Annotated in this window: 18 protein-coding genes and 1 tRNA gene; 5 read left to right on the top strand and 14 right to left on the bottom strand. The window is 65.8% G+C overall.

Annotated features, from left to right (window positions below):
- Window positions 1-8: 8 nt before the first annotated feature.
- The 4 genes from FS388_RS09020 to FS388_RS09005 all read right to left on the bottom strand — a co-directional run bounded on the left by FS388_RS09020 (window position 9) and on the right by FS388_RS09005 (window position 4,278).
- Window positions 9-1,241: a glycosyltransferase gene (locus FS388_RS09020; protein ID WP_168198531.1), complete on the bottom strand. Its 1,233-nt coding sequence runs from the start codon at window positions 1,239-1,241 to the stop codon at window positions 9-11.
- Window positions 1,238-2,029: a CDP-alcohol phosphatidyltransferase family protein gene (locus FS388_RS09015; protein ID WP_146341117.1), complete on the bottom strand. Its 792-nt coding sequence runs from the start codon at window positions 2,027-2,029 to the stop codon at window positions 1,238-1,240. Before FS388_RS09015 ends, FS388_RS09020 begins: the two co-directional genes overlap by 4 nt.
- 42 nt (window positions 2,030-2,071) lie before the next feature.
- Window positions 2,072-2,866, bottom strand: coding sequence for a phage holin family protein (locus FS388_RS09010; protein WP_168198669.1), 795 nt, complete (start codon window positions 2,864-2,866; stop codon window positions 2,072-2,074).
- A gap of 113 nt (window positions 2,867-2,979) precedes the next feature.
- Window positions 2,980-4,278 (bottom strand): YeeE/YedE family protein, encoded by a 1,299-nt coding sequence (locus tag FS388_RS09005; RefSeq protein ID WP_146341115.1) that lies wholly within the window; start codon window positions 4,276-4,278, stop codon window positions 2,980-2,982.
- Between the two features lie 230 nt (window positions 4,279-4,508).
- Here FS388_RS09005 and FS388_RS09000 point away from each other — a divergent pair, with 230 nt between their 5' ends.
- On the top strand, window positions 4,509-4,958 hold the full coding sequence (locus tag FS388_RS09000) for a TM2 domain-containing protein (RefSeq protein ID WP_146341114.1): 450 nt from the start codon (window positions 4,509-4,511) through the stop codon (window positions 4,956-4,958).
- 44 nt (window positions 4,959-5,002) lie between these two features.
- Here FS388_RS09000 and FS388_RS08995 read toward each other — a convergent pair whose 3' ends face one another.
- Window positions 5,003-5,833 (bottom strand): siderophore-interacting protein, encoded by an 831-nt coding sequence (locus tag FS388_RS08995; protein WP_146341113.1) that lies wholly within the window; start codon window positions 5,831-5,833, stop codon window positions 5,003-5,005.
- A gap of 121 nt (window positions 5,834-5,954) precedes the next feature.
- Here FS388_RS08995 and FS388_RS08990 point away from each other — a divergent pair, with 121 nt between their 5' ends.
- On the top strand, window positions 5,955-6,389 hold the full coding sequence (locus FS388_RS08990; protein WP_168198668.1) for an Hsp20/alpha crystallin family protein: 435 nt from the start codon (window positions 5,955-5,957) through the stop codon (window positions 6,387-6,389).
- A 54-nt stretch (window positions 6,390-6,443) separates the two neighbouring features.
- Here FS388_RS08990 and purU read toward each other — a convergent pair whose 3' ends face one another.
- Together purU and FS388_RS08980 are read right to left on the bottom strand one after the other, a co-directional pair.
- Complete coding sequence (purU, locus tag FS388_RS08985; protein ID WP_210410172.1) at window positions 6,444-7,307, bottom strand: formyltetrahydrofolate deformylase; 864 nt, start codon at window positions 7,305-7,307, stop codon at window positions 6,444-6,446.
- Window positions 7,308-7,422: 115 nt separating this feature from the next.
- Window positions 7,423-7,494, bottom strand: a tRNA-Asn gene (locus tag FS388_RS08980).
- An 85-nt stretch (window positions 7,495-7,579) separates the two neighbouring features.
- On the opposite strand from FS388_RS08980, the gene FS388_RS08975 reads away from it, so the two are divergent.
- Window positions 7,580-8,155, top strand: coding sequence for a TIGR00730 family Rossman fold protein (locus FS388_RS08975; RefSeq protein ID WP_246836164.1), 576 nt, complete (start codon window positions 7,580-7,582; stop codon window positions 8,153-8,155).
- Between the two features lie 17 nt (window positions 8,156-8,172).
- On the opposite strand, the gene FS388_RS08970 is transcribed toward FS388_RS08975, so the two are convergent.
- From FS388_RS08970 to FS388_RS08960, 3 genes are read right to left on the bottom strand one after another with little or no spacing between them, the layout of a single operon-like run.
- Window positions 8,173-8,883 carry an SDR family oxidoreductase gene (locus FS388_RS08970; protein ID WP_146341111.1) on the bottom strand — a complete coding sequence of 237 codons (711 nt, stop codon included), beginning with the start codon at window positions 8,881-8,883 and terminating at the stop codon, window positions 8,173-8,175.
- Between the two features lie 26 nt (window positions 8,884-8,909).
- Window positions 8,910-11,072, bottom strand: a complete 2,163-nt coding sequence (locus FS388_RS08965) for a TRAP transporter permease (RefSeq protein WP_146341110.1) — start codon at window positions 11,070-11,072, stop codon at window positions 8,910-8,912.
- A gap of 35 nt (window positions 11,073-11,107) precedes the next feature.
- Entirely contained in the window at window positions 11,108-12,190 is a 1,083-nt protein-coding gene (locus FS388_RS08960) for a TAXI family TRAP transporter solute-binding subunit (protein WP_146341109.1), read from the bottom strand.
- A 178-nt stretch (window positions 12,191-12,368) separates the two neighbouring features.
- Between FS388_RS08960 and dapD the strand changes: the two genes are divergently transcribed.
- A complete protein-coding gene (dapD, locus tag FS388_RS08955) occupies window positions 12,369-13,316 on the top strand; it encodes a 2,3,4,5-tetrahydropyridine-2,6-dicarboxylate N-succinyltransferase (protein WP_246836163.1) in 948 nt (315 codons plus the stop codon).
- Window positions 13,316-14,407, top strand: a complete 1,092-nt coding sequence (locus FS388_RS08950) for a hypothetical protein (protein WP_146341107.1) — start codon at window positions 13,316-13,318, stop codon at window positions 14,405-14,407. Before dapD ends, FS388_RS08950 begins: the two co-directional genes overlap by 1 nt.
- 70 nt (window positions 14,408-14,477) lie before the next feature.
- Here the strand turns inward: FS388_RS08950 and FS388_RS08945 are convergent, their stop codons facing one another.
- The 4 genes from FS388_RS08945 to typA all read right to left on the bottom strand — a co-directional run bounded on the left by FS388_RS08945 (window position 14,478) and on the right by typA (window position 18,614).
- Entirely contained in the window at window positions 14,478-15,758 is a 1,281-nt protein-coding gene (locus FS388_RS08945; RefSeq protein ID WP_146341106.1) for a citrate synthase, read from the bottom strand.
- A gap of 91 nt (window positions 15,759-15,849) precedes the next feature.
- On the bottom strand, window positions 15,850-16,176 hold the full coding sequence (gene fdxA, locus FS388_RS08940) for a ferredoxin (RefSeq protein WP_146341105.1): 327 nt from the start codon (window positions 16,174-16,176) through the stop codon (window positions 15,850-15,852).
- A gap of 45 nt (window positions 16,177-16,221) precedes the next feature.
- A complete protein-coding gene (locus FS388_RS08935; RefSeq protein WP_146341104.1) occupies window positions 16,222-16,674 on the bottom strand; it encodes a hypothetical protein in 453 nt (150 codons plus the stop codon).
- Window positions 16,675-16,682: 8 nt separating this feature from the next.
- Complete coding sequence (typA, locus tag FS388_RS08930; RefSeq protein ID WP_246836363.1) at window positions 16,683-18,614, bottom strand: translational GTPase TypA; 1,932 nt, start codon at window positions 18,612-18,614, stop codon at window positions 16,683-16,685.

The following is an 18,614-nucleotide window of genomic DNA, read 5'->3' as shown; positions in this document are numbered from 1 at the left end:
CGGGACGCTCACCGACGACGCGGCGGCTCTTCGAAGAACTGGCCTGTCTCCCACCAGTCAGCGCCGCAGTACAGGCCTTCGTACGCCGTCATAGTCCTGCCGATGGCGTGCTGGTTGGCCTTGTCGCGGCTTGCCTCCCCCATCGCGCGTCGCTGAGCTTCCGGCAGGCTGAACACTGCGTCGAGCTTCCTGGCGAGGTCGTCTGCGTCGTGGGGAGCGAAGAGCATGCCGTTCTGATCGTCGGAGACCAGATGAGGCAGGGCCAGCGCGTCGGCCAGCACCACCGGCTTCCCCGCGCTCATCGCCTCCAGGGACACCAGCGACTGCAGCTCCGCCGTGCCGGGCTGGCAGAACACATCCGCCGCCAAGTACGCCTCCCGCAGCTCCCCCTCACTAACATGTCCGCGCATCTCGACGCGGTCGGACAGGCCCAGCTCCTCCACCTGCGCGCGCAGATGATCGCGCTGCTCACCGTCCCCGACGATCTCCAGGCGGATGCCGAGGCGAGGATCCGTTCGCGACAGCGCGTCGATGAGAATGTCGACGTTCTTCTCCACCGCAAGGCGCCCGACGAAGAGCACCGTCGGATGGTCGCGTGCAGGCCTGTCCTCTCCCGGGCGGAGGGCGTAGTAGTCCACGTCTATCCCGTTGGACAGGGGAAGCACGTTCTCGAAGCCGGCCTTCTCGCGCATAGTCTGCGCAGCAAGCGGTGTGGGCGTGGTGACCACGCTGGCGAGGCCCATGAGCCTGCTCATGTCCTTCCACGAGTTGCGCGAGACCACGTTCTTGAACCATTGGGGGAAGGGGAGGAAAGGATCCAGGTTCTCCGGCATGAAGTGGTTGGTGGCGATGAGCCGGATGCGACGTCTCTGTGCGGCCAGAATGGCGGCCTTGCCGATCATGTAGTGGCACTGCACGTGGATGACGTCGGGCTGCAGCTCGTCGACCAGCCTCTCCATGCCCGGTTCGACCGTCCACGGCAGGCATAGCCGAAAGTACTCGTGCGTCGGGGCTTTGAAGGAGCGGAACCGGTGGATGGTCGCCTCGGGCCGGCGCTCCACCATGTCCGGTCCGGGCCCCGGACGCGCGGCCGCGACGTGGACCTCGTGGCCCCTCGCCGTCATGTGCTTGGCCAAGCGGTGCCCGAAGACTGCGGCACCATTGACATCGGGAGGGTACGTATCAGCAACGATGAGGACTCGAAGCGGTGATCGGGTGGACGGTGACGAAGCGTCGCTCACTTGGTGCGGGCCCTCCGTGGCGGGGTCGGGTCTGTCTGGTCGGGTTCGGACACCGGCCTCTTCGGCAGCCGGGAAGGGTCCACCGGCTCCAAGTCGGCCGGGTCGATGTACTGGTCCGGGTCCACGATGTGCACCGGTGCGGTCTCCGGGTGGGCCCAGGCGCTGCGGTCCCAGCTGCTGATGCCGAGGCGCCGCAGGCGCCAGAATTTGGCCCACAGCTGCCAGAGGTAGTCGAGGCATGTGATTCCATGCAGAACGCACGCTGCGACGAGTGCGGACTCTGCGACCACGGGCAGGATCTGACCCTCGAACACTTCAGCCGGCACCAGGAGGCTGAGCGGGAAGGCCAGCATCAGGAACGCGGTGCGCACCTTGCCCAGGGGCGACACCTTCAGCTGAGGCGACCCCCGGAAGAGTGCGAGCCCGACGACGAGCAGGACTGCGTCTGAGATCACGATGGTCCACAGGACCCACGACGGAACAACCCCGTACACCACGAGCGTGACGGCGATGATGATCATCGCCACCCGATCCGCCAGGGGGTCCAGCCACAGACCGATCACGCTGACCTGATCCAGGATCCTGGCGAGGAAGCCGTCGACCCAGTCCGTGATCCCCAGGACGATCAGCGTCCAGAACGCCGCCATGAACGCGTCGTTGTGCACGAAAATGACGAAGACGGGGACCAGGAGGAAGCGCAGACACGTGATGATGTTCGGCGCAGTCCAGAACGTCTCATGCACGGTGCTCTCGAAGCCGCTCCTGGCCCCCACCCCGATGCGTCTCACGGATTCAATTCTACTCGGAGTCGACGCGGCCGCTCCGGGCGGTCAGCGCTTGACCAGTTCGCGCAGAAACACTGCACCAGCGGCCGTAGCCCCCGCGGCCACGGAGAGCGGCTTCCACCGACCGGCCACAAATTCGCGGGCCTGATCGGATCGCGCCGAGCGGGGCTCCGCGCGAGGGTCGGGCTCCACGGGACTCGAGGCAAGCTCGTCGTCAGCCTGCTTGCCCTTGGGCAGACGGGCCATGAACTGATCCTGCAGCCCGGCGATGTGGTCACGACGCAGGGAGGTGCGACGCAGCAGCTCCGTGTAGTTCGGCTTCTCGGGCTCGCCTGTGCCGGGAGTCTTCCGCTGCTCAGCGGCCTGGCGCTTCGCCTCAGCCTTGGCCTGGCGCTTCTGCTCATCCGCACGGTCCAGGCTCGCCGGGTCGAAGCTGGTGCCCTCACGCGCCACCCCCAGATCGAGGCGGAATCCGCGGATGGCGTCCTCAGGCTTCAGGGGCATCGCGGCCTTCAGCTTGGCAAGTCCCACCAGCACGAAGATCAGTGCGATCAGCAGGAAGGCTCCGCCGACGATCAGCGCAGCAGCCCACATCTGGAAGATGAGGGACAGTCCGGCGATAGCGGCGACGATCAGCGCCACCACCAGGAAGGCGACGAAGACCAGCCCGATGACCATCAGCGCAGCAGCCACACCGGCGGCGACGCCTTTGGCCTTCATCTGCGCAAGGGCCAGTCCGATCTCGTCATTGATCTGCTTGGGGCCTAGGCGCAGCAGAAGCTTCGCGACGTCGAGCGTCGAGGTCTTGGACTTGCGCGGCGGCGCGACGTTCTCTGCCACGGTGGGTGCCTCCATCCGGTGAGGGGCCAGCTGATCTTCTGCCCCAAACTATCACCACCCTCCCGCCGAAGCCTGGGCATCAGGGGGAGGGCGGCAGCTACCACACGCGGCTGTCAGCAGACCGAATCAGTCGGGCGGGGGTTGGCCAGCCCCACCAGCGAGCGCGCCTTCAGCCCGGCCCAGGTGCCGGCCAGCGCTGCGAGCGCCCACAGCCACCCGGAGACGGACCCCGAAGCGATGCCGCCCAAGTAGGCGCCGATATTGCAGCCCTCGGCCATGCGCGCGCCGATTCCCATGAGAATCCCGCCGAAGAAGGCAACCCCTACGTGCCCCCAGCTGATGCTCTTGTTCAGAACCCAGGATCCGCCGGCAGCTGCGGCAATCGCAGCCCCGATCATGATGCCGAAGTTCGTCAGTGAGTTCTGGTGGGACAGCACCGGATTCGCAAGCATCTCGGACCATCCGTCCTGCTGCCAGAAGTCCCACGTCTCCGGCTGCATGCCGAACAGCTGAAGGAACTTGGCTCCCCAGAGCGCCAGGGCATTGGTGATGCCCCAGATGCCGCCGGACACCCACATCACCGCACCCCCGAGACCGGCCAGCGTCAGAGCCCCGACCCACATGGGCCACGAGCCGCGCAGGGCGCGGGCCCAGCCGCGCGTCGTCGGAGGAACCCCCGCCGGGGGCGGATTGCGGCGCGCCTGAACCGCCTTCGAGACAGCGACGATCACCAGCAGAGCTGCGATGGTCACGACCCATCCGCCCACATGGCCTACATGGTCGGACAGCAGCACGGGGTCCATGCCCGGAAGATCCCGCATCAGGGGGAAGAACCATGGTGCCGTGAAGATCACCGAGCCGGCGATGAACCCCAGCAGCGTCGGCACCACGGTGGACTGGCCGGAGCCGACCGCGAAAAGCGTGCCGGAGGCGCATCCGCCGCCGAGCTGCATCCCTATGCCGAAGATGAACGCGCCGATGAGCAGTCCCACTCCGATCGTTCCGCTGTAGGGAGTCGGCTCGTTGCCGAACGCCGACCAGCCGGTCACGAACAGCAGCATGAAGATCGTCGCCGTCGTGCCCAGGAGCAGCGCATGGTTGCGGACGCCCTGGCCGTTGCCCACGGCCACCAGCTGCCTCCACGCAGAGGTGAAGCCGAAGCGGGAGTGGAAGAGCGCAATTCCGAGACCGAGCCCCAGCACCAGAAGCACGGCGAAGTACACGCCCCGCTCAGCGCCTTCGCGCAGTGCGTTGGAGAAGAAGACCCAGGCCAGCAGGCCGGCAGCAAGCAGAAGGAACACTGAGATTCTGCGGGCCTGGGGCGACTGTGCGGGGTCGGGGACGGGAGGCGCCGCACATGTGGGGGCCGGTTGGAAGATCGAGGAGTCGATCCGGGTTCTGTTGGTCGGCATAGCGGGGAGGAAGCTCCTTCGTGGAACGAGCGGTGAGGGAGGGGGGTCGCGGCGCAGCGCTGCGGCAGGCCACAGAACAGTAGGGCACTGCGCTCTCCGCGTCGAGAGCCGCCGTCATACGCATTCACATGCCTACGCCTCACGGGAGAGCCGCATCCCCGAGTACCATGGATTTCAGGAGTCGGAAGGCCGACTCAGCCGATCAGCGATGCGACAGGAAGCGAGCGCCCGTGGGCCCGGACTACGACCTCGACGAGCTGTACGCGAACACCTACACCGAAGAGGATCGGCTCGCTCACCGGAACCGCCCGATCAGCGGCAAGCGATTCGTCATCGCGTGGGCAGCGGCCGTGGTGGGCGGCTTGGTCGGTGCCCAGCGCTGGTACCTGGGGCTGTTCGCCACGGCTGCCGTGAAGACTCTGCTCTTCGGCCTGGCACTGATGCTCTTCGCAGTGGACCAGATAGGGCCAGCGCTCGCCGCGATGTCGATCACCGGCGCCTGGACCATCATTGACCTGTTCCTTCTCCTGTCAGGCACCATGAGAGACAGAAGAGATCATGAGCTGGCCGGCTATGAGAGGTGGGCCGGGCCGTGCGCAGCCGTCACCGTCCTGCTCTTCGCGGGAATGCTGGTGGTGGCACTGGTCATGGGCACAAGTTCAGGCGTCGCCGGGAGTTAGCCCAGCGCTTCCCACCCCCTCCGCGCGAAGACTCCGCTCAGCGGCTAGTCGTCGTCGATCTGGCCAGCGGGCGTCTTCTTCTCGGCTTGGAAGTCCTGCTCCTTGCGCCCATAGGCCCAGTAGGCAGAGATCGAGAGCTCCTTGCGGTTGAGGCCCCGCTCCTTCACCAGATGGCGACGGATCTCCTTCATCTGGGCCCGTTCGCCGTGCACGAAGGCCTGCACGTCTCCCGGCGGCAGCTCGGTGCGACGGATCTCATCGGCCAGGACCGTCGTCTCCGGCGTGAAGTCAGCACCACGGTACAGCCACCTGACCTCGACTCCGGCCGGCGCGTCGATCTGCTGACGCTCCTCCTCGCTTCGCACTTCGACCAGTACGAGGCCTGAGGCATCCAGCGACATCGACTCGACGGATCGTGCGATCGCCGGCAGTGCGGCCTCATCGCCGGCGAGCAGATGCCAGTCCGCGTCCGGCCTCGGAGAATATCCGGATCCGGGGCCGAAGAAGCTGATCGGGTCGCCCGGCTGAGCACGCTCAGCCCATGGGCCCGCGAGGCCTTCGTCGCCGTGGGTGACGAAGTCCACCCAGATCTGCTCCGCCTCGCGGTCGATGTGGCGGATGGTGTACGTGCGCGTCGTCGGCATCTGATGCTTGGGCAGCCGGTCCCGCAGGGCCTCCATGTCGAACGGGGGCTCCAGGCCGAGCGAGGGGTCGGCGAAGAGGAGCTTGATGTATTGGTCGGTGTCCTCTTTGAACTCGATGGCGCGGAAATCCTGCCCGCCGAGGACAAGGCGGACCATATGAGGGCTGAGCTGCTCGCGGCTGACCACGTGGAGCAGAGTCTGGCGGCGAATCTTGCGCGGCTTGTCCGACATAAGGTCACCCTAACCGCGATCGCTCGAACCAGCACGGTGCGAACCTGTCTGCGACCCCAAAGAAGTTGAGCGGAACCTGCTTATGTTTGGAATAGTCGGGGACCCGATTCAGTTTTCTACAGTGACCGTCGAAGATGACGGCCCACTGAGCCAGGAGGTCCAGCGCACCTCCGGGTTCGTCCCGGCCCTCGATGCCCGCCGCGAGGAGGACGACCTCGTCCTCGCCGCAGACCTGCCGGGCATGGACGCTGAGTCCGACGTGACCGTCGAGCTCTCCGGCCGGAACCTCACGATCTCCGGGGAACGTCGCTCCGCCCATGAGGCGGACGGTCTGCGCGAGATTCGCTACGGCACCTTCTCACGCACGGTGAGCCTTCCGTCCGACGTCGACCAGGACTCCATCAGCGCCGGCTATGAGAACGGAGTGCTGACGGTCCGGGTGCCGGGCGTATACGCCGAGGACAGGCCCCGCAGGATCCGGATCAGCACCGGCGGCTCAGGCGCCGACGGCGTCGAGCCGAACCAGGAGAAGGACCACACGCGGATCGACGCCTGACAGGTCCCTCCCCCGACTGACGGGCCGCTCCTCACGGGGCGGCCCGTCAGCTCATCAGAACACGACGGTGGTCCTCCCGTGGCGCAGGACCCTGTCCTGGCAGTGCCACTTCACCGCACGGGAGAGCACTGCACGCTCGACATCGGCGCCGTACCGGGTCAGCTGGGCTACGTCGTCCGCGTGGGAGACGCGAATGACGTCCTGCTCGATGATGGGACCCTCGTCGAGGTCTTCGGTGACGTAGTGGGCCGTGGCGCCGATGAGCTTCACGCCGCGGTCCTTCGCCTTCTGATACGGGCCCGCGCCGATGAAGGCCGGCAGGAAGCTGTGGTGGATGTTGATGACGGGCGCGCCCACCGCATCCAAGAACTCCGGGGACAGAATCTGCATATAGCGGGCCAGAACCACGAGGTCCACGTTTCCTCCGAGCAGCTCCAGGTGCTTCGACTCTGCCTCGGCCTTGGACGCCGGAGTGGCGGGGACGTGGAAGAACGGGATCCCGAAGGTGCGCACGTCCTCGGCGAGATCCGGGTGATTGGAGACGACCATGGCGATGTCCATGGGCAGCTCACCCCGCCGATGCCGCCACAGCAGGTCAAGAAGGCAGTGGTCGGTCTTGGAGGCGAAGATCGCCACTCGCTTGCGGCGCGCAGTGTCGTGAAGCGACCACTTCATGCCGAACCGGTTCGCAAGCCGCTCCTGGATCGCCTGCTCCAGCTGCGGGCGCACCGCAGCGAGGCCGGGGAGACGGAAGACTGTCCGCTGGAAGAAACGTCCCCCCTCGGGGTCAGTTGAGTACTGGTCCAAGGTGATGATGTTCCCGCCCAGATCGGCGATGGTCTGCGAGACCGCGGCGACGATGCCGGGCTGGTCCGGGCAGGAGATGATGAGGCGTGCGATGTCGGCGGAGTCTGTCACAGCGCTCCATCCTAGTATTCGGGCCCGGGCCGGCGCCCCTGCAGTGAGCCGACGATTCCCCACCAGACGACAAGAGGCCCCCGCCGATCACGACGGAGGCCTCCTAGAGAACTCGCTCCCCCAGCTGGATTCGAACCAGCAACCGCTCGATTAACAGTCGAGTGCTCTGCCGTTGAGCTATGGAGGAATGGGACTTAGAAATCTTAGCAGGAACGACGCATCGGCGCGAAATCGATCGATCCATCGCGAAGTCCCCTCATAGGATGAGCGGCGTGGCTGAACTGAACCGTCTCACCGTATTCACCGGCAGCGCCTCCGGAGCCGATCTGGCCTACCAGCGCGAGACCCGTCGGCTGGGCGCGGCGCTGGCCGAGGCCGACGTCGAGGTCGTCTACGGCGGGGGCAAGGTGGGACTGATGGGCCAGATCGCCGACTCGACCCTGGAGGCCGGCGGACGTGTCACCGGTGTGATCCCGGAGGTGCTGGTGAGCCGAGAGGTCGCACACCGAGGGCTCACCGAGCTGGAGATCGTCGAGGACATGCACGCCCGCAAGGCCCGCATGGCGGAGCTCGGAGACGCGTTCGTCACCCTTCCCGGCGGGATGGGAACCCTGGAGGAGCTCTTCGAAGCCTGGACCTGGCAGTACCTGGGGCTGCACACCAAACCTGTGGCCCTCTACGGCACCAAGAGGTTCTGGGACCCGCTGGTGGAGATGATCGACCACCAGGTCGCCGAGGGCTTCATCGCCGAATGGCGGCGCGACGCCCTCGTCGTCGCCGACACCCCAGACGAGCTCATCTCCACGCTGCGGGCGTGGACCCTCAGCGACTATGAGCCGCGCTCATGAGTGAGCAGGCCTGAGCCTCAGCGCTTCTGGGCGACGGGCCGGATGACCAGCTCCTCAACCGTCGACGCCGGATCGAGCTCCACCGCGGTGCGGACTGTCTCAGCGATCGACTGCGGCGAGACATAGATGCTGCCGTCGTAGTCGGTGCTGCCCGACTGCTGCTGCAGAGCCACCTGCATGTCCGTGTCCACCCGGCCGGGGTGGATGGAGGTGACCCTCACCTGGCCGCGCTCCTCCTCCCGCAGCGAATCGGTGAAGGCCCGCAGGGCGAACTTGCTGCCAGAGTACATCGCACTGTTGACCCGAGCCACAAAGCCTGAGCCCGAATTGATCGACACCACCTGACCGCGTGAGGCCCTCAGCAGCGGCAGAGCTGCGCGCGTGAGCTCCGCCACGGCAAACAGGTTCACGCTGAACATGCGCTGCCACTCCTCTGCCGATGCTTCGGCCACCGGCTGCAGCCAGGCCACACCGGCGCTGTGGACCAGGACATCCAGGCGAGTCAGATTCAGCTGCGCGAACGCATCCGCGATCGAACCGACGTCGCTCAGATCCGCCGTCCAGCCGGAGGCATCGAACCCTGCCCGAGTCAGCTCCTCCGCGGCGCTCCGCACCCGCTCTGCATCGGAGCCTCCGACGATGATGCGGTGATCACGGCCCAGATCCGCCGCGATAGCACCGCCGATTCCGCGTGTTCCGCCGGTGATGAGAGCAACCTTGTCAGCCATAGGCCCACCCTAGACGACCGGTCGGGTCATGCGGGAGCGGCAGCGGCACGTGCGGGAGACTCCTCATCAGACTCACCGGGTCCGCCGCCCCGACGACGACGCACCGCCTGCGAGGCGACTGCCAGCCCGAAGAGGACCATGCCGGCAACGGAGATCAGCATGTCCGGATACACGAGCAGGGCACCGCCGACCATCAGCAGCACACGCTCGATCACCACAGCACGCATCAGGAGGTACCCGCCCAGGCCTGACGCGAGACCGACGAGCCCGAGGATCGTCATGGCCAGGTACCTCAGCGTCTCATCCCACGTTCCCTGGAGAAGCAGCGCCGGCTGAAGAATGAAGGCATACGGGATGATGAACCCCGCAAATGCGATCTTCAGCGCCGTCACGCCGGCGGCCATCGGATTCGCGTGAGCGATGCCCGCGCCGGCGTAGGCGGCCAGACAGACGGGCGGCGTGATGTCAGCCAGAATTCCGAAGAAGAAGACGAACATGTGCGCAGCGATCATCGGCACATCGAAGTTCGAGTACAGGATGGGTGCGGCCACCGTGGCGGTCACCACGTAGTTCGCTGTGGTCGGAAGGCCCATGCCCAGCACGATGCAGGCGATCATCACGAAGAACAGCACGAGCAGGAAGTTCCCGCCGGCGATCTGGATCAGCCCCGATCCAAGCTGGCTGCCCAACCCTGTCGACGTCACGGTTCCGGCCACAATGCCGGCCGTAGCACATGCTGCGATGACCGGCAGGGCCGTCCGGGCGCCGGCGATGAACATCTCGATCACTGCGTGAAGCAGAGCCAGGAGCAGCTTGCCCGTCTCCACGACGGGGCTCCGGCCCTCCTGAGATGCCTGCGCGATCACCGGGATGAAGTTCTGGAATGTGGCCCGGATCAGGCCGATCGCCAGCGCTGTGCCGATGCCGAAGAGCGCGGCACGCATGGCGCTCATTCCTGAGAGCAGGGTTGCGATGATCACCACCAGCGGCAGCAGCATATCCATGCGCAGCAGCAGGGAGCGCCAGGCCGGCAGCTCGGAGGGATCCATGCCCTTGAGCCCGTTGCGCTTGGCCTCGAAGTGGATGGAGAGCAGGGCGCCGAGGAAGTACAGGCCTGCGGGGATGATGGCTATGACGATGAGCTCGTTGTACTCCACCTCGGCCACGTTCTGAGCCATGATGAAGGCTGCGGCTCCCATGATCGGCGGCATCAGCTGACCGCCGGTGGACGCGGTGGCTTCCGTCGCGGCCGCCACATGCGGCTTGAAGCCGGCCTTCTTCATGATGGGGATGGTGAAGGAGCCCGAGGCGACCGTGTTCGCCACGGAGGAACCGGAGATCATGCCCTGCAGCCCCGAGGCGCCCACCGCAGCCTTGGCGGGTCCTCCCGAATATTTGCCGGCCGCTCGGAAGGCCAGGTCGTTGAAGAACTGCCCGATGTTGGTGCGCATCAGCACCACAGCGAAGAACAGGAACAGGAAGATGAAGTTGGCTGAGACTTGGATCGGGGTGCCGAAGATTCCCTGGCCGGAGCTGAGGAAGAGATTGGTGCCCACCTCCGTCCAGTCCTGCCCTCGGTGGGAGAACATCGGAAGGTTCTCCCCGTAGACGGCGTAGGCCAGTGCCAGGCCCGCGATGATCACGATCGGCAGACCGACGCAGCGGCGTGTGGCTTCGAGGACCAGGGCAACGCCGAAGAGCGCCACCATGATGTCCTGGTCTTCGAAGCCGACCAGCTGAACTCGGTTGGAGACCAGGTGGTCATAGTTGAAGAAGATGTAGGTGCTGCAGTAGACCGAGGCGCCCGCCAGGATGATGTCGTACCAGGGCACCCCGCGGTGGCGCCCCACAACCAGGCTCAGCGCTGGGCTGCTGCTCTCCGGGGTGTGCAGAAGCCGCTTAGAGGCTGGGTAGAGCAGGAAGATCAGAGCAAGGGCCCCTGCCACATGCAGGGACCCATGCATCCATGTGTTGTACGGGCGGTAGAACGCCGAGAAGAGGTGGTACGCGGTGAAGACCACCGCGATTCCCCCGACGAGCCACCCCCACCAGCCGAGCTCCGTACGGAACCGGCTGGAAATGTCATGCTCGCGCAGGATGTCTTCGGCGCTCTCCTCAGCAGCAGCCCCGGGCTTGACGTCCTCAGGGAACGCTCCAGCCCGGGGCTGCTCTGCCGCAGTTCTATTCACAGCGGTGCCGCTCAGTCAGAGATGGGGAGGTCGACTCACGCATCCTCGTCAGCTTCAGCCTCGTCGTCGGCATCCTCAGGGGATTCGTCGCCGTCCTCCGCCTCGATGCCCTGCTCCTCGAAGTAGCGCTCAGCGCCGGGGTGCAGCGGAATGTCGCCGATGCCGAGAAGAGCCTCGTCAATGTCGATGCTCTCACCCTGTGCCACGGACACGTCGTCGACGTTGTCGAACAGCGCAGCCGTGATGTCGTAGGCGAGATCCTCACTGACCTGCGTGGTGGAGGCCACCAGCGCCGCGAAGACGGAGAGGGTTGTGACGTCTTCCTCAAGGAAGTCGTACGCGTCGGAGTCGATGGTGTAGGCCTCGTACAGGCCGCCTTCGGCGATCTCCTCGGCGTCATCCTGCGGCAGGGAGAGCAGGCTGGTGTCGGTGGACTGCGCCAGCTCGGTCAGTGATCCGACGGGCACGCCGACCACGAACATGGATGCGTCGATCTGACCGTCGGCCAGCATCTCGGTGGAGTCGCCGAACTCGGTCTCCTCAGGGGTGTAGTCGATGTCGTAGTGCTCAAGGATCGCGTCGGAGATGTCACGCGTTCCGGATCCGACATCGCCCACAGCGATCGTGGCGCCGTCGAGGTCCTCGATGGAGTCGATTCCGGCGTCGTCGCGGACCACAATGTGCATGGCCTCGGGGTAGAGGTTGGCGATCCAGCCGACATTGTCGACGGTCACGAACTCTTCGTCCTCGTCATCCTCGCTGATGTCCAGCTCTCCGTTGACGGCGTTGGCCGCAGTGTCGTTCTGCGACAGCCCGAGCTGAGACGCCTCCTGCAGGATGCGGCCCAGGTTCTCCACCGAACCGCCGGACTCCACGTAGTTCACCGTGGCGTCGGTTTCGTTCTCGAAGATGGTGGAAAGGTCGCCGCCGAGGGGGTAGTAGGCACCGCCGGTGCCGCCGGTGGTGAACTCGAGGTCGTCGATGAAGTCACCCTCGTCGCCCGTCTCAACCTCGCCGTCTCCGTTGTCTCCGTTGTCTTCGGCGTCATCGCCGTTGCCGCAGGCTGCCAGGGCAGTCATGGCGGCGATGGCGGTCATTCCGGCGGTGAGTCGAGTCATTCGACGGACGCTCATACGGGTTCCTCCTGCAAGTGATGGTGCGCTCCCAGCTGAACATCAGCCGAGACTAGGGTTCACACAGGCTATGCGACCAGACCCGTCCGCGACCAGCTGGGAAGTGATCCGAAACACAACCGTTACACAGGAGCTGCTCCACCCCCTGGATAGGATGGGCGGCATGACTTCACGCATTGCTTCCGGACATGGCCTGGCCACCGTCACCGACGAGGGGACCGTTCTCGACACGTGGTTCCCCGAGCCCTCGCTGACGACGCTGGCTGAGAACACCGATGAGGCGCTGCTCGCATCCCTGCAGGACGCGGAGAGCACCGACCCCGCACGAGGCGTGCGAACCCAGGCTGTTTCCGTGGAGGCCGACCTCGACTCCCCCGCCGCCTCCACCGAAGACGTGTGGCTGCGGCTGCACCTGCTCTCCACCCGGCGCGCCCGCCCCAACACCATCAACCTCGACGGAATCTTCGGATACCTGACGAACGTGGTGTGGACGAACTTCGGTCCCTGCGCGGTGGAAGGGTTTGAGAGCACCCGGCTGAAGCTGCGGGCGCGCGGACACGTCACCGTGCACTCGATCGACAAGTTCCCCCGGCTGGTGGACTACGTGACTCCCACCGGCGTTCGCATCGCCGACGCCGATCGAGTCCGACTCGGCGCGCACTTGGCCGAAGGCACCACGGTCATGCATGAGGGCTTCGTGAACTTCAACGCCGGGACCCTCGGCGCCTCCATGGTGGAGGGACGGATCAGCGCAGGCGTCATCATCGGGGACGGCACCGATGTGGGCGGCGGTGCCAGCATCATGGGCACCCTCTCCGGCGGAGGGAAGGAAAAAATCACTCTCGGTGAGCGGGTCCTCCTGGGAGCGAACTCTGGTGTGGGCATCAGCCTGGGCGACGACTGCGTCGTCGAGGCCGGGCTCTACGTCACCGCAGGCACCAAAGTCTCTGTCCTGGACCAGGGCCGCAGCGTCACCGACGTGGTCAAGGCCTCACAGCTCTCCGGTGTGCCGGGGCTGCTCTTCGTGCGCAACTCCACCAGCGGCACAGTGGAGGCTTCGCCGCGGCAGGGCCAGAAGGTGGAGCTCAACGAAGCGCTGCACAAGAACTGATGGCACCGCGCTCCCGGCCGCCTCGTGACGCGGCGGCGACCCGCTCCATGGCCCGGCGACGACGGCGCCGCCGGGCGCTGGCCGCGCTGGCGCTGACAGGCGCCCTTATCGCGGGAACGGCCTACGGCGCCTGGCGCTACATCGATGAGAACGAGTACCTCCTGGACGAGCACTGTGAAGCAGTGGTCGCGGGGGAGACTCAGCGCCTGAGTCCCGCCCAGGCCTACAGTGCGGCCTTCCTCAGCGCCTCAGCGGCAGAACGAGGCCTGCCTCCGGAGGCAGCCCTCCACGCCATCGCCATCTCCCTGCAGGAGACGGATCTCGAGCTGCGGGAGGATGAGGGCGAACTGGGCGAGCGCGTGCTGTTCGCCCGAGGAGTGGGCAGCTGGGCCGGCGAGGGATCGGCCGAGGGCACGCCTATCGACTCAGCGGGCTTCTACGATCTGCTGGAGGAGCGCGCCGCAGCTGAGGACGTCGATGAGGACGAAGACAGCGAGGACGAGGACGCGGTCGTCTGGGAGCCCGACATGCCTCTCGATGAGGCGTCTGAGGCGCTACTCAGGCCGCACAACCCTCAGTTCTACCCTGAGCACAGGTCCCGAGCTGAGACGTTCCTCTCACCCCTGGCCGGACAGTCGGAAGCGAGCCTGACGTGCACCCTCTCCCAGCTGGAGGATGAGATCCCCTCCCCCGACCCTCAGGGGGTCTCCGAAGAGCTCGTGGCCCTCCTTCCTGCGGCCCTCGAGATCCCAAGCACCGAGTACGAGGGCGACGAGGAGGACGAGGAGGCAGAGGACTTCGATCCCGAGCCGATTCCGGAAGGCATCGTCGACCTTGAGGGATCCTCCGAGAGCGGCATCGTGACGGTGACGCCCCCCGAGAATTCGGAGCTGCTGGATGAGGGCTACAGCATGGACTGGATGCTGGCCCACTGGGCGGTGGCGTCCGCACGGGAGTACGGCATCCAGACGGTGGAGCTCGATTCCCGCATGTGGGATCGCGACGCTGCCGGGTGGACCGATTCATCCCGCGAGGACGTGGCTGAGAATACGGTCCGCATCGGCTTCGACCGTGACTGGGATGAGGAGTGACGAGGAGCTCCTGACCATGAGAGATGCCCCGGCCGATCGGCCGGGGCATCTCTCATGGTGCGGACTGTGCTCAGGAGGGGTACTCGCGCTCCTCGTAGCCTGTGTAGAGCTGACGAGGGCGACCGATCTTGGTGCCGCGGTCACTCATCATCTCTCGCCACTGCGCGATCCATCCGGGGAGGCGACCCAGCGCGAAGAGGGGCGTGAACATCTTCTCGGGGAAGCCCATGGCCTTGTAGATGAGGCCGGTGTAGAAGTCGACGTTCGGGTACAGCTTGCGCTCCACGAAGTAGTCGTCCTCCAGTGCCACTGCCTCGAGGCGCTGGGCAATCTCGAAGAGCTCGTTGTCGCCGCCCAGCTTGCCGAGCAGCTCGTCTGCGAGGCCCTTCACGATGCGCGCACGGGGATCGTAGTTCTTGTAGACCCGGTGGCCGAAGCCCATCAGCCGGATGCCGGCCTCTTTGTTCTTGACCTTTGTCATGTACTCTTCGGGGCTCATGTCGGAGGCCTGAAGCTCCTTGAGCATGTGGAGCACGGCCTCGTTGGCGCCGCCGTGGGCTGGGCCGAAGAGAGCGTTGATGCCTGCCGAGACGGACGCGAACATGTTCGCCTGAGCAGACCCGACGAGCCTGACAGTGGATGTGGAGCAGTTCTGCTCGTGGTCCGCGTGCAGGATCAGCAGGGTGTCCAGGGCCTTCGTCATGTCCGGGTCGACCTCGTAGCCCTCTGCGGGCACGGCGAAGCAGCCGCGGATGAAGTTCTCGACGAGGTTCAGGCTGTTGTCGGGGTACAGCATGGCCTGGCCGATGGACTTCTTGTAGGCATAGGACGCGATGGTGGGCAGCTTGGCCAGAAGCCGGTAGGTGGAGCGCTCTACGTGGTCCGTGTCGAACGGGTCCAGCGAGTCCTGGTAGAAGGTCGACAGAGCCGAGACGGCCGAGGACAGCACCGGCATGGGGTGCGCATCCCGGGGGAATCCGGAGAAGAAGTCCTTCAGGTCTTCGTGGAGCAGCGTGTGCCGCCGGGTGACGTGGTCAAAGTCGGCCAGCTGGTCCTGGGTGGGCAGTTCGCCGTGGATCAGCAGGTACGAGACCTCGAGGAAGTTGGACTTCTCTGCGAGCTGCTCGATCGGGTATCCGCGGTAGCGCAGGATGCCGGCTTCGCCGTCGATGTAGGTGATCGCCGACTTCGTGCTGGCGGTGTTCATGAATCCCGGGTCGTATGTGACGGCACCGGTGGTTTTCAGCAGCGGACCGATGTCGAGGCCATCGTTGCCCTCAACGGCGCTCTCGACGGGGAGCTCAAGCTCGTGGTCCTGGTACGCCAGCTTCGCGGCAGCCTGCTCAGTCATAGGTTCTCCTTCAAGCTAGGGCAAGACAGCCCTAACTTATCGTGTTCCAGGCCACACGCGCCAATGGGTGCGGCGGTGCGCGGCGCGCTGTCTATGAGCCCTCAGCCTGCGGCGGCAGGGCGGCGATGACTTCGTGATCTTTGTCGATCTTGCCCATCTTTGCGGCCCCGCCCGGGGAGCCGATGTCGTCGAAGAAGTCGACGTTGGCACGGTAATACTCGTCCCACTCCTCGGGCAGGTCATCCTCGTAGTAGATGGCCTCAACGGGGCACACGGGCTCGCAGGCACCGCAGTCCACGCATTCGTCCGGGTGGATGTAGAGGGCGCGCTCGCCCTCATAGATGCAGTCGACGGGGCATTCGTCGATGCATGCTTTGTCCTTCACGTCCACACAGGGAAGCGCAATGATGTAGGTCATAGGTCCTCACGGGCTCGCGGAGTGCATGGTCTTCTGCTGAACATTCTACGGGTGGCGATCAAGGGCGACGTCCGCTCGACGACGCGAGAGGTCATCTTGTGCGAGCACCCATTGGGTCAGGAGCATGGACGCAGCAGTGACCGCCGCGGTGCCGCCCCACCACAGCAATGAGACCAGCACGGGCCCGGGCATCGCCTCCCAGGTGAGCTCGTTGTAGGGAATGACGAGCTGGTCCGGTCCGGGCCATATGTAGGCTGCTGTGGCCACGGTGAAGGCGGAGGCGCCCATCACCATCGGCTCCAGTGCGGCGCGGGCTGTGGTCCCGGCCCAGAGCTGGGCAGCCAGCAGCAGTCCGAGGGCCACGAGCACGCCCCACGGCACCAGGGCGAGCGAACCCGCCTCGCCCACCATCCATATGTTGCCGTGGAGGGCCGTGCCGATGATTCCGAGGACGACGCCGATGGTGACACAGGCGCCGAGAAGTCCAGCTCGAGGCATCCTTCAGCTCAGGCGGCCGCGTCGGCCTGCTTCTTCCGACGTGATGCCTTCATGCGCTCGGATGAGTCGAGGATGACCTTGCGGATTCGGATGGCCTCGGGAGTGACCTCTACGCACTCGTCCTCATTGGCGAACTCGAGGGACTCCTCCAGGGTCAGCTTCGCCGGTGGAGTGAGGCCCTCGAAGGAGTCTGCCGAGGCTGCACGCATGTTCGTGAGCTTCTTCTCCTTGGTGATGTTGATCTCCATGTCGTCGGCCCGGGAGTTCTCGCCGACGACCTGGCCCGCGTACACCTCGGAGGTGGGCTCCACGAAGAACATGCCGCGATCCTGGAGGTTGATCATCGCGAACGGGGTGGCAGTGCCGGACCGGTCTGAGATCAGAGAGCCTGCGAGGCGGTATTCGATCTCGCCCTTCCACGGCTCGTAGCCGGCCGCGTAGGAGGAGGCGATGCCGGCGCCGCGGGTCTCGGTGAGGAACTTGGTGCGGAATCCGATGAGGCCGCGGGCGGGCACCATGAACTCCATGCGGATCCAGCCGGTGCCGTTGTTGGTCATGGTGTTCATGGTGCCCTTGCGGCCCGCCATCAGCTGAGTGATGGCCCCCATGAACTCTTCGGGCGCGTCGATGGTCATGTTCTCCATCGGCTCGTGGAGCTTGCCGTCGACCTCCTTGGTGACCACCTGCGGCTTGCCGACGGTGAGCTCGAAGCCCTCCCGGCGCATCTGCTCCACCAGGATGGCCAGGGCGAGCTCACCACGGCCCTGCACCTCCCACATGTCAGGGCGCTCGGTGGGCAGAACCTTGATGGACACGTTGCCGATGAGCTCCTGGTCGAGCCGGTCCTTGACCTGGCGCGCCGTGACCTTGGCTCCCTTGACCCGACCAGCAGTGGGAGCGGTGTTGATGCCGATGGTCATGCTGATGGCCGGGTCGTCGACGACGATGTTCGGCAGCGGCTTGGGGTTCTCAAGGTCGGTGAGGGTCTCGCCGATCATGATGTCGGAGATGCCTGCCACGGCGACGATCTCGCCGGGGCCGGCGGACTCAGCTGATACGCGCTCAAGACCCTTGGTGGCGAGCAGCTCGGTGATCTTCACCGTCTTGTGCGTGCCGTCCTTGCGGGCCCATGCGACCTGCTGGTTCTTCTTCAGCGTGCCGTTGCGGACGCGCAGCAGGGCAAGACGGCCGAGGAAGGGGCTGGCGTCGAGGTTGGTGACGTGCGCCTGCAGGACCTCTTCGTTGTCGTAGGTCGGTGCGGGGACGTGCTCAAGAATCGTGGAGAAGAGAGGCTCGAGGTCCTCGTTCGCGGGGAGGCCGCCGTCCTCGGGCTGCTCCGTGGACGCGCGGCCCGCCTTGCCCGACGCGTAGACGACCGGCACGTCGAGGACGGAGTCCAGGTCCAGGTCGGGGTTCTCCTCCGCGACGTCGGAGGCCAGGCCGAGGAGCAGGTCCATAGTGTCGGAGACGACGCCGTCGATGCGGGCGTCGGGGCGGTCCGTCTTGTTGACCACGAGAATGACCGGCAGGTTCGCGTTGAGCGCCTTGCGCAGCACGAAGCGGGTCTGGGGCAGGGGGCCCTCGGAGGCATCCACCAGAAGGACGACGCCGTCGACCATGGACAGGCCGCGCTCGACCTCGCCGCCGAAGTCGGCGTGGCCGGGGGTGTCGATCACGTTGATGGTGACCTGCTCGGCGTCGGCCTTCTCCTGGGCAGCAGGGCCCGAGTAGAACACAGTGGTGTTCTTGGCCAGGATGGTGATGCCCTTCTCCTTCTCGAGCTCACCGGAGTCCATCACCCGCTCCTGATTCTCACCGTGGCCGCCGTAGGCCTTGGTCTGGGTGAGCATGGCGTCCACCAGGGTGGTCTTGCCGTGGTCGACGTGGGCGACGATCGCGACATTGCGCAGATCATTGCGGGTGGTGATAGTCACGCGGAT

This window comes from Nesterenkonia sp. NBAIMH1 (assembly GCF_007922635.1).
Taxonomy (GTDB): Bacteria; Actinomycetota; Actinomycetes; order Actinomycetales; family Micrococcaceae; genus Nesterenkonia; species Nesterenkonia pannonica.
Note: the sequence above shows the minus strand (reverse complement) of the source record. Positions and strands in the feature narration are given on the sequence as shown.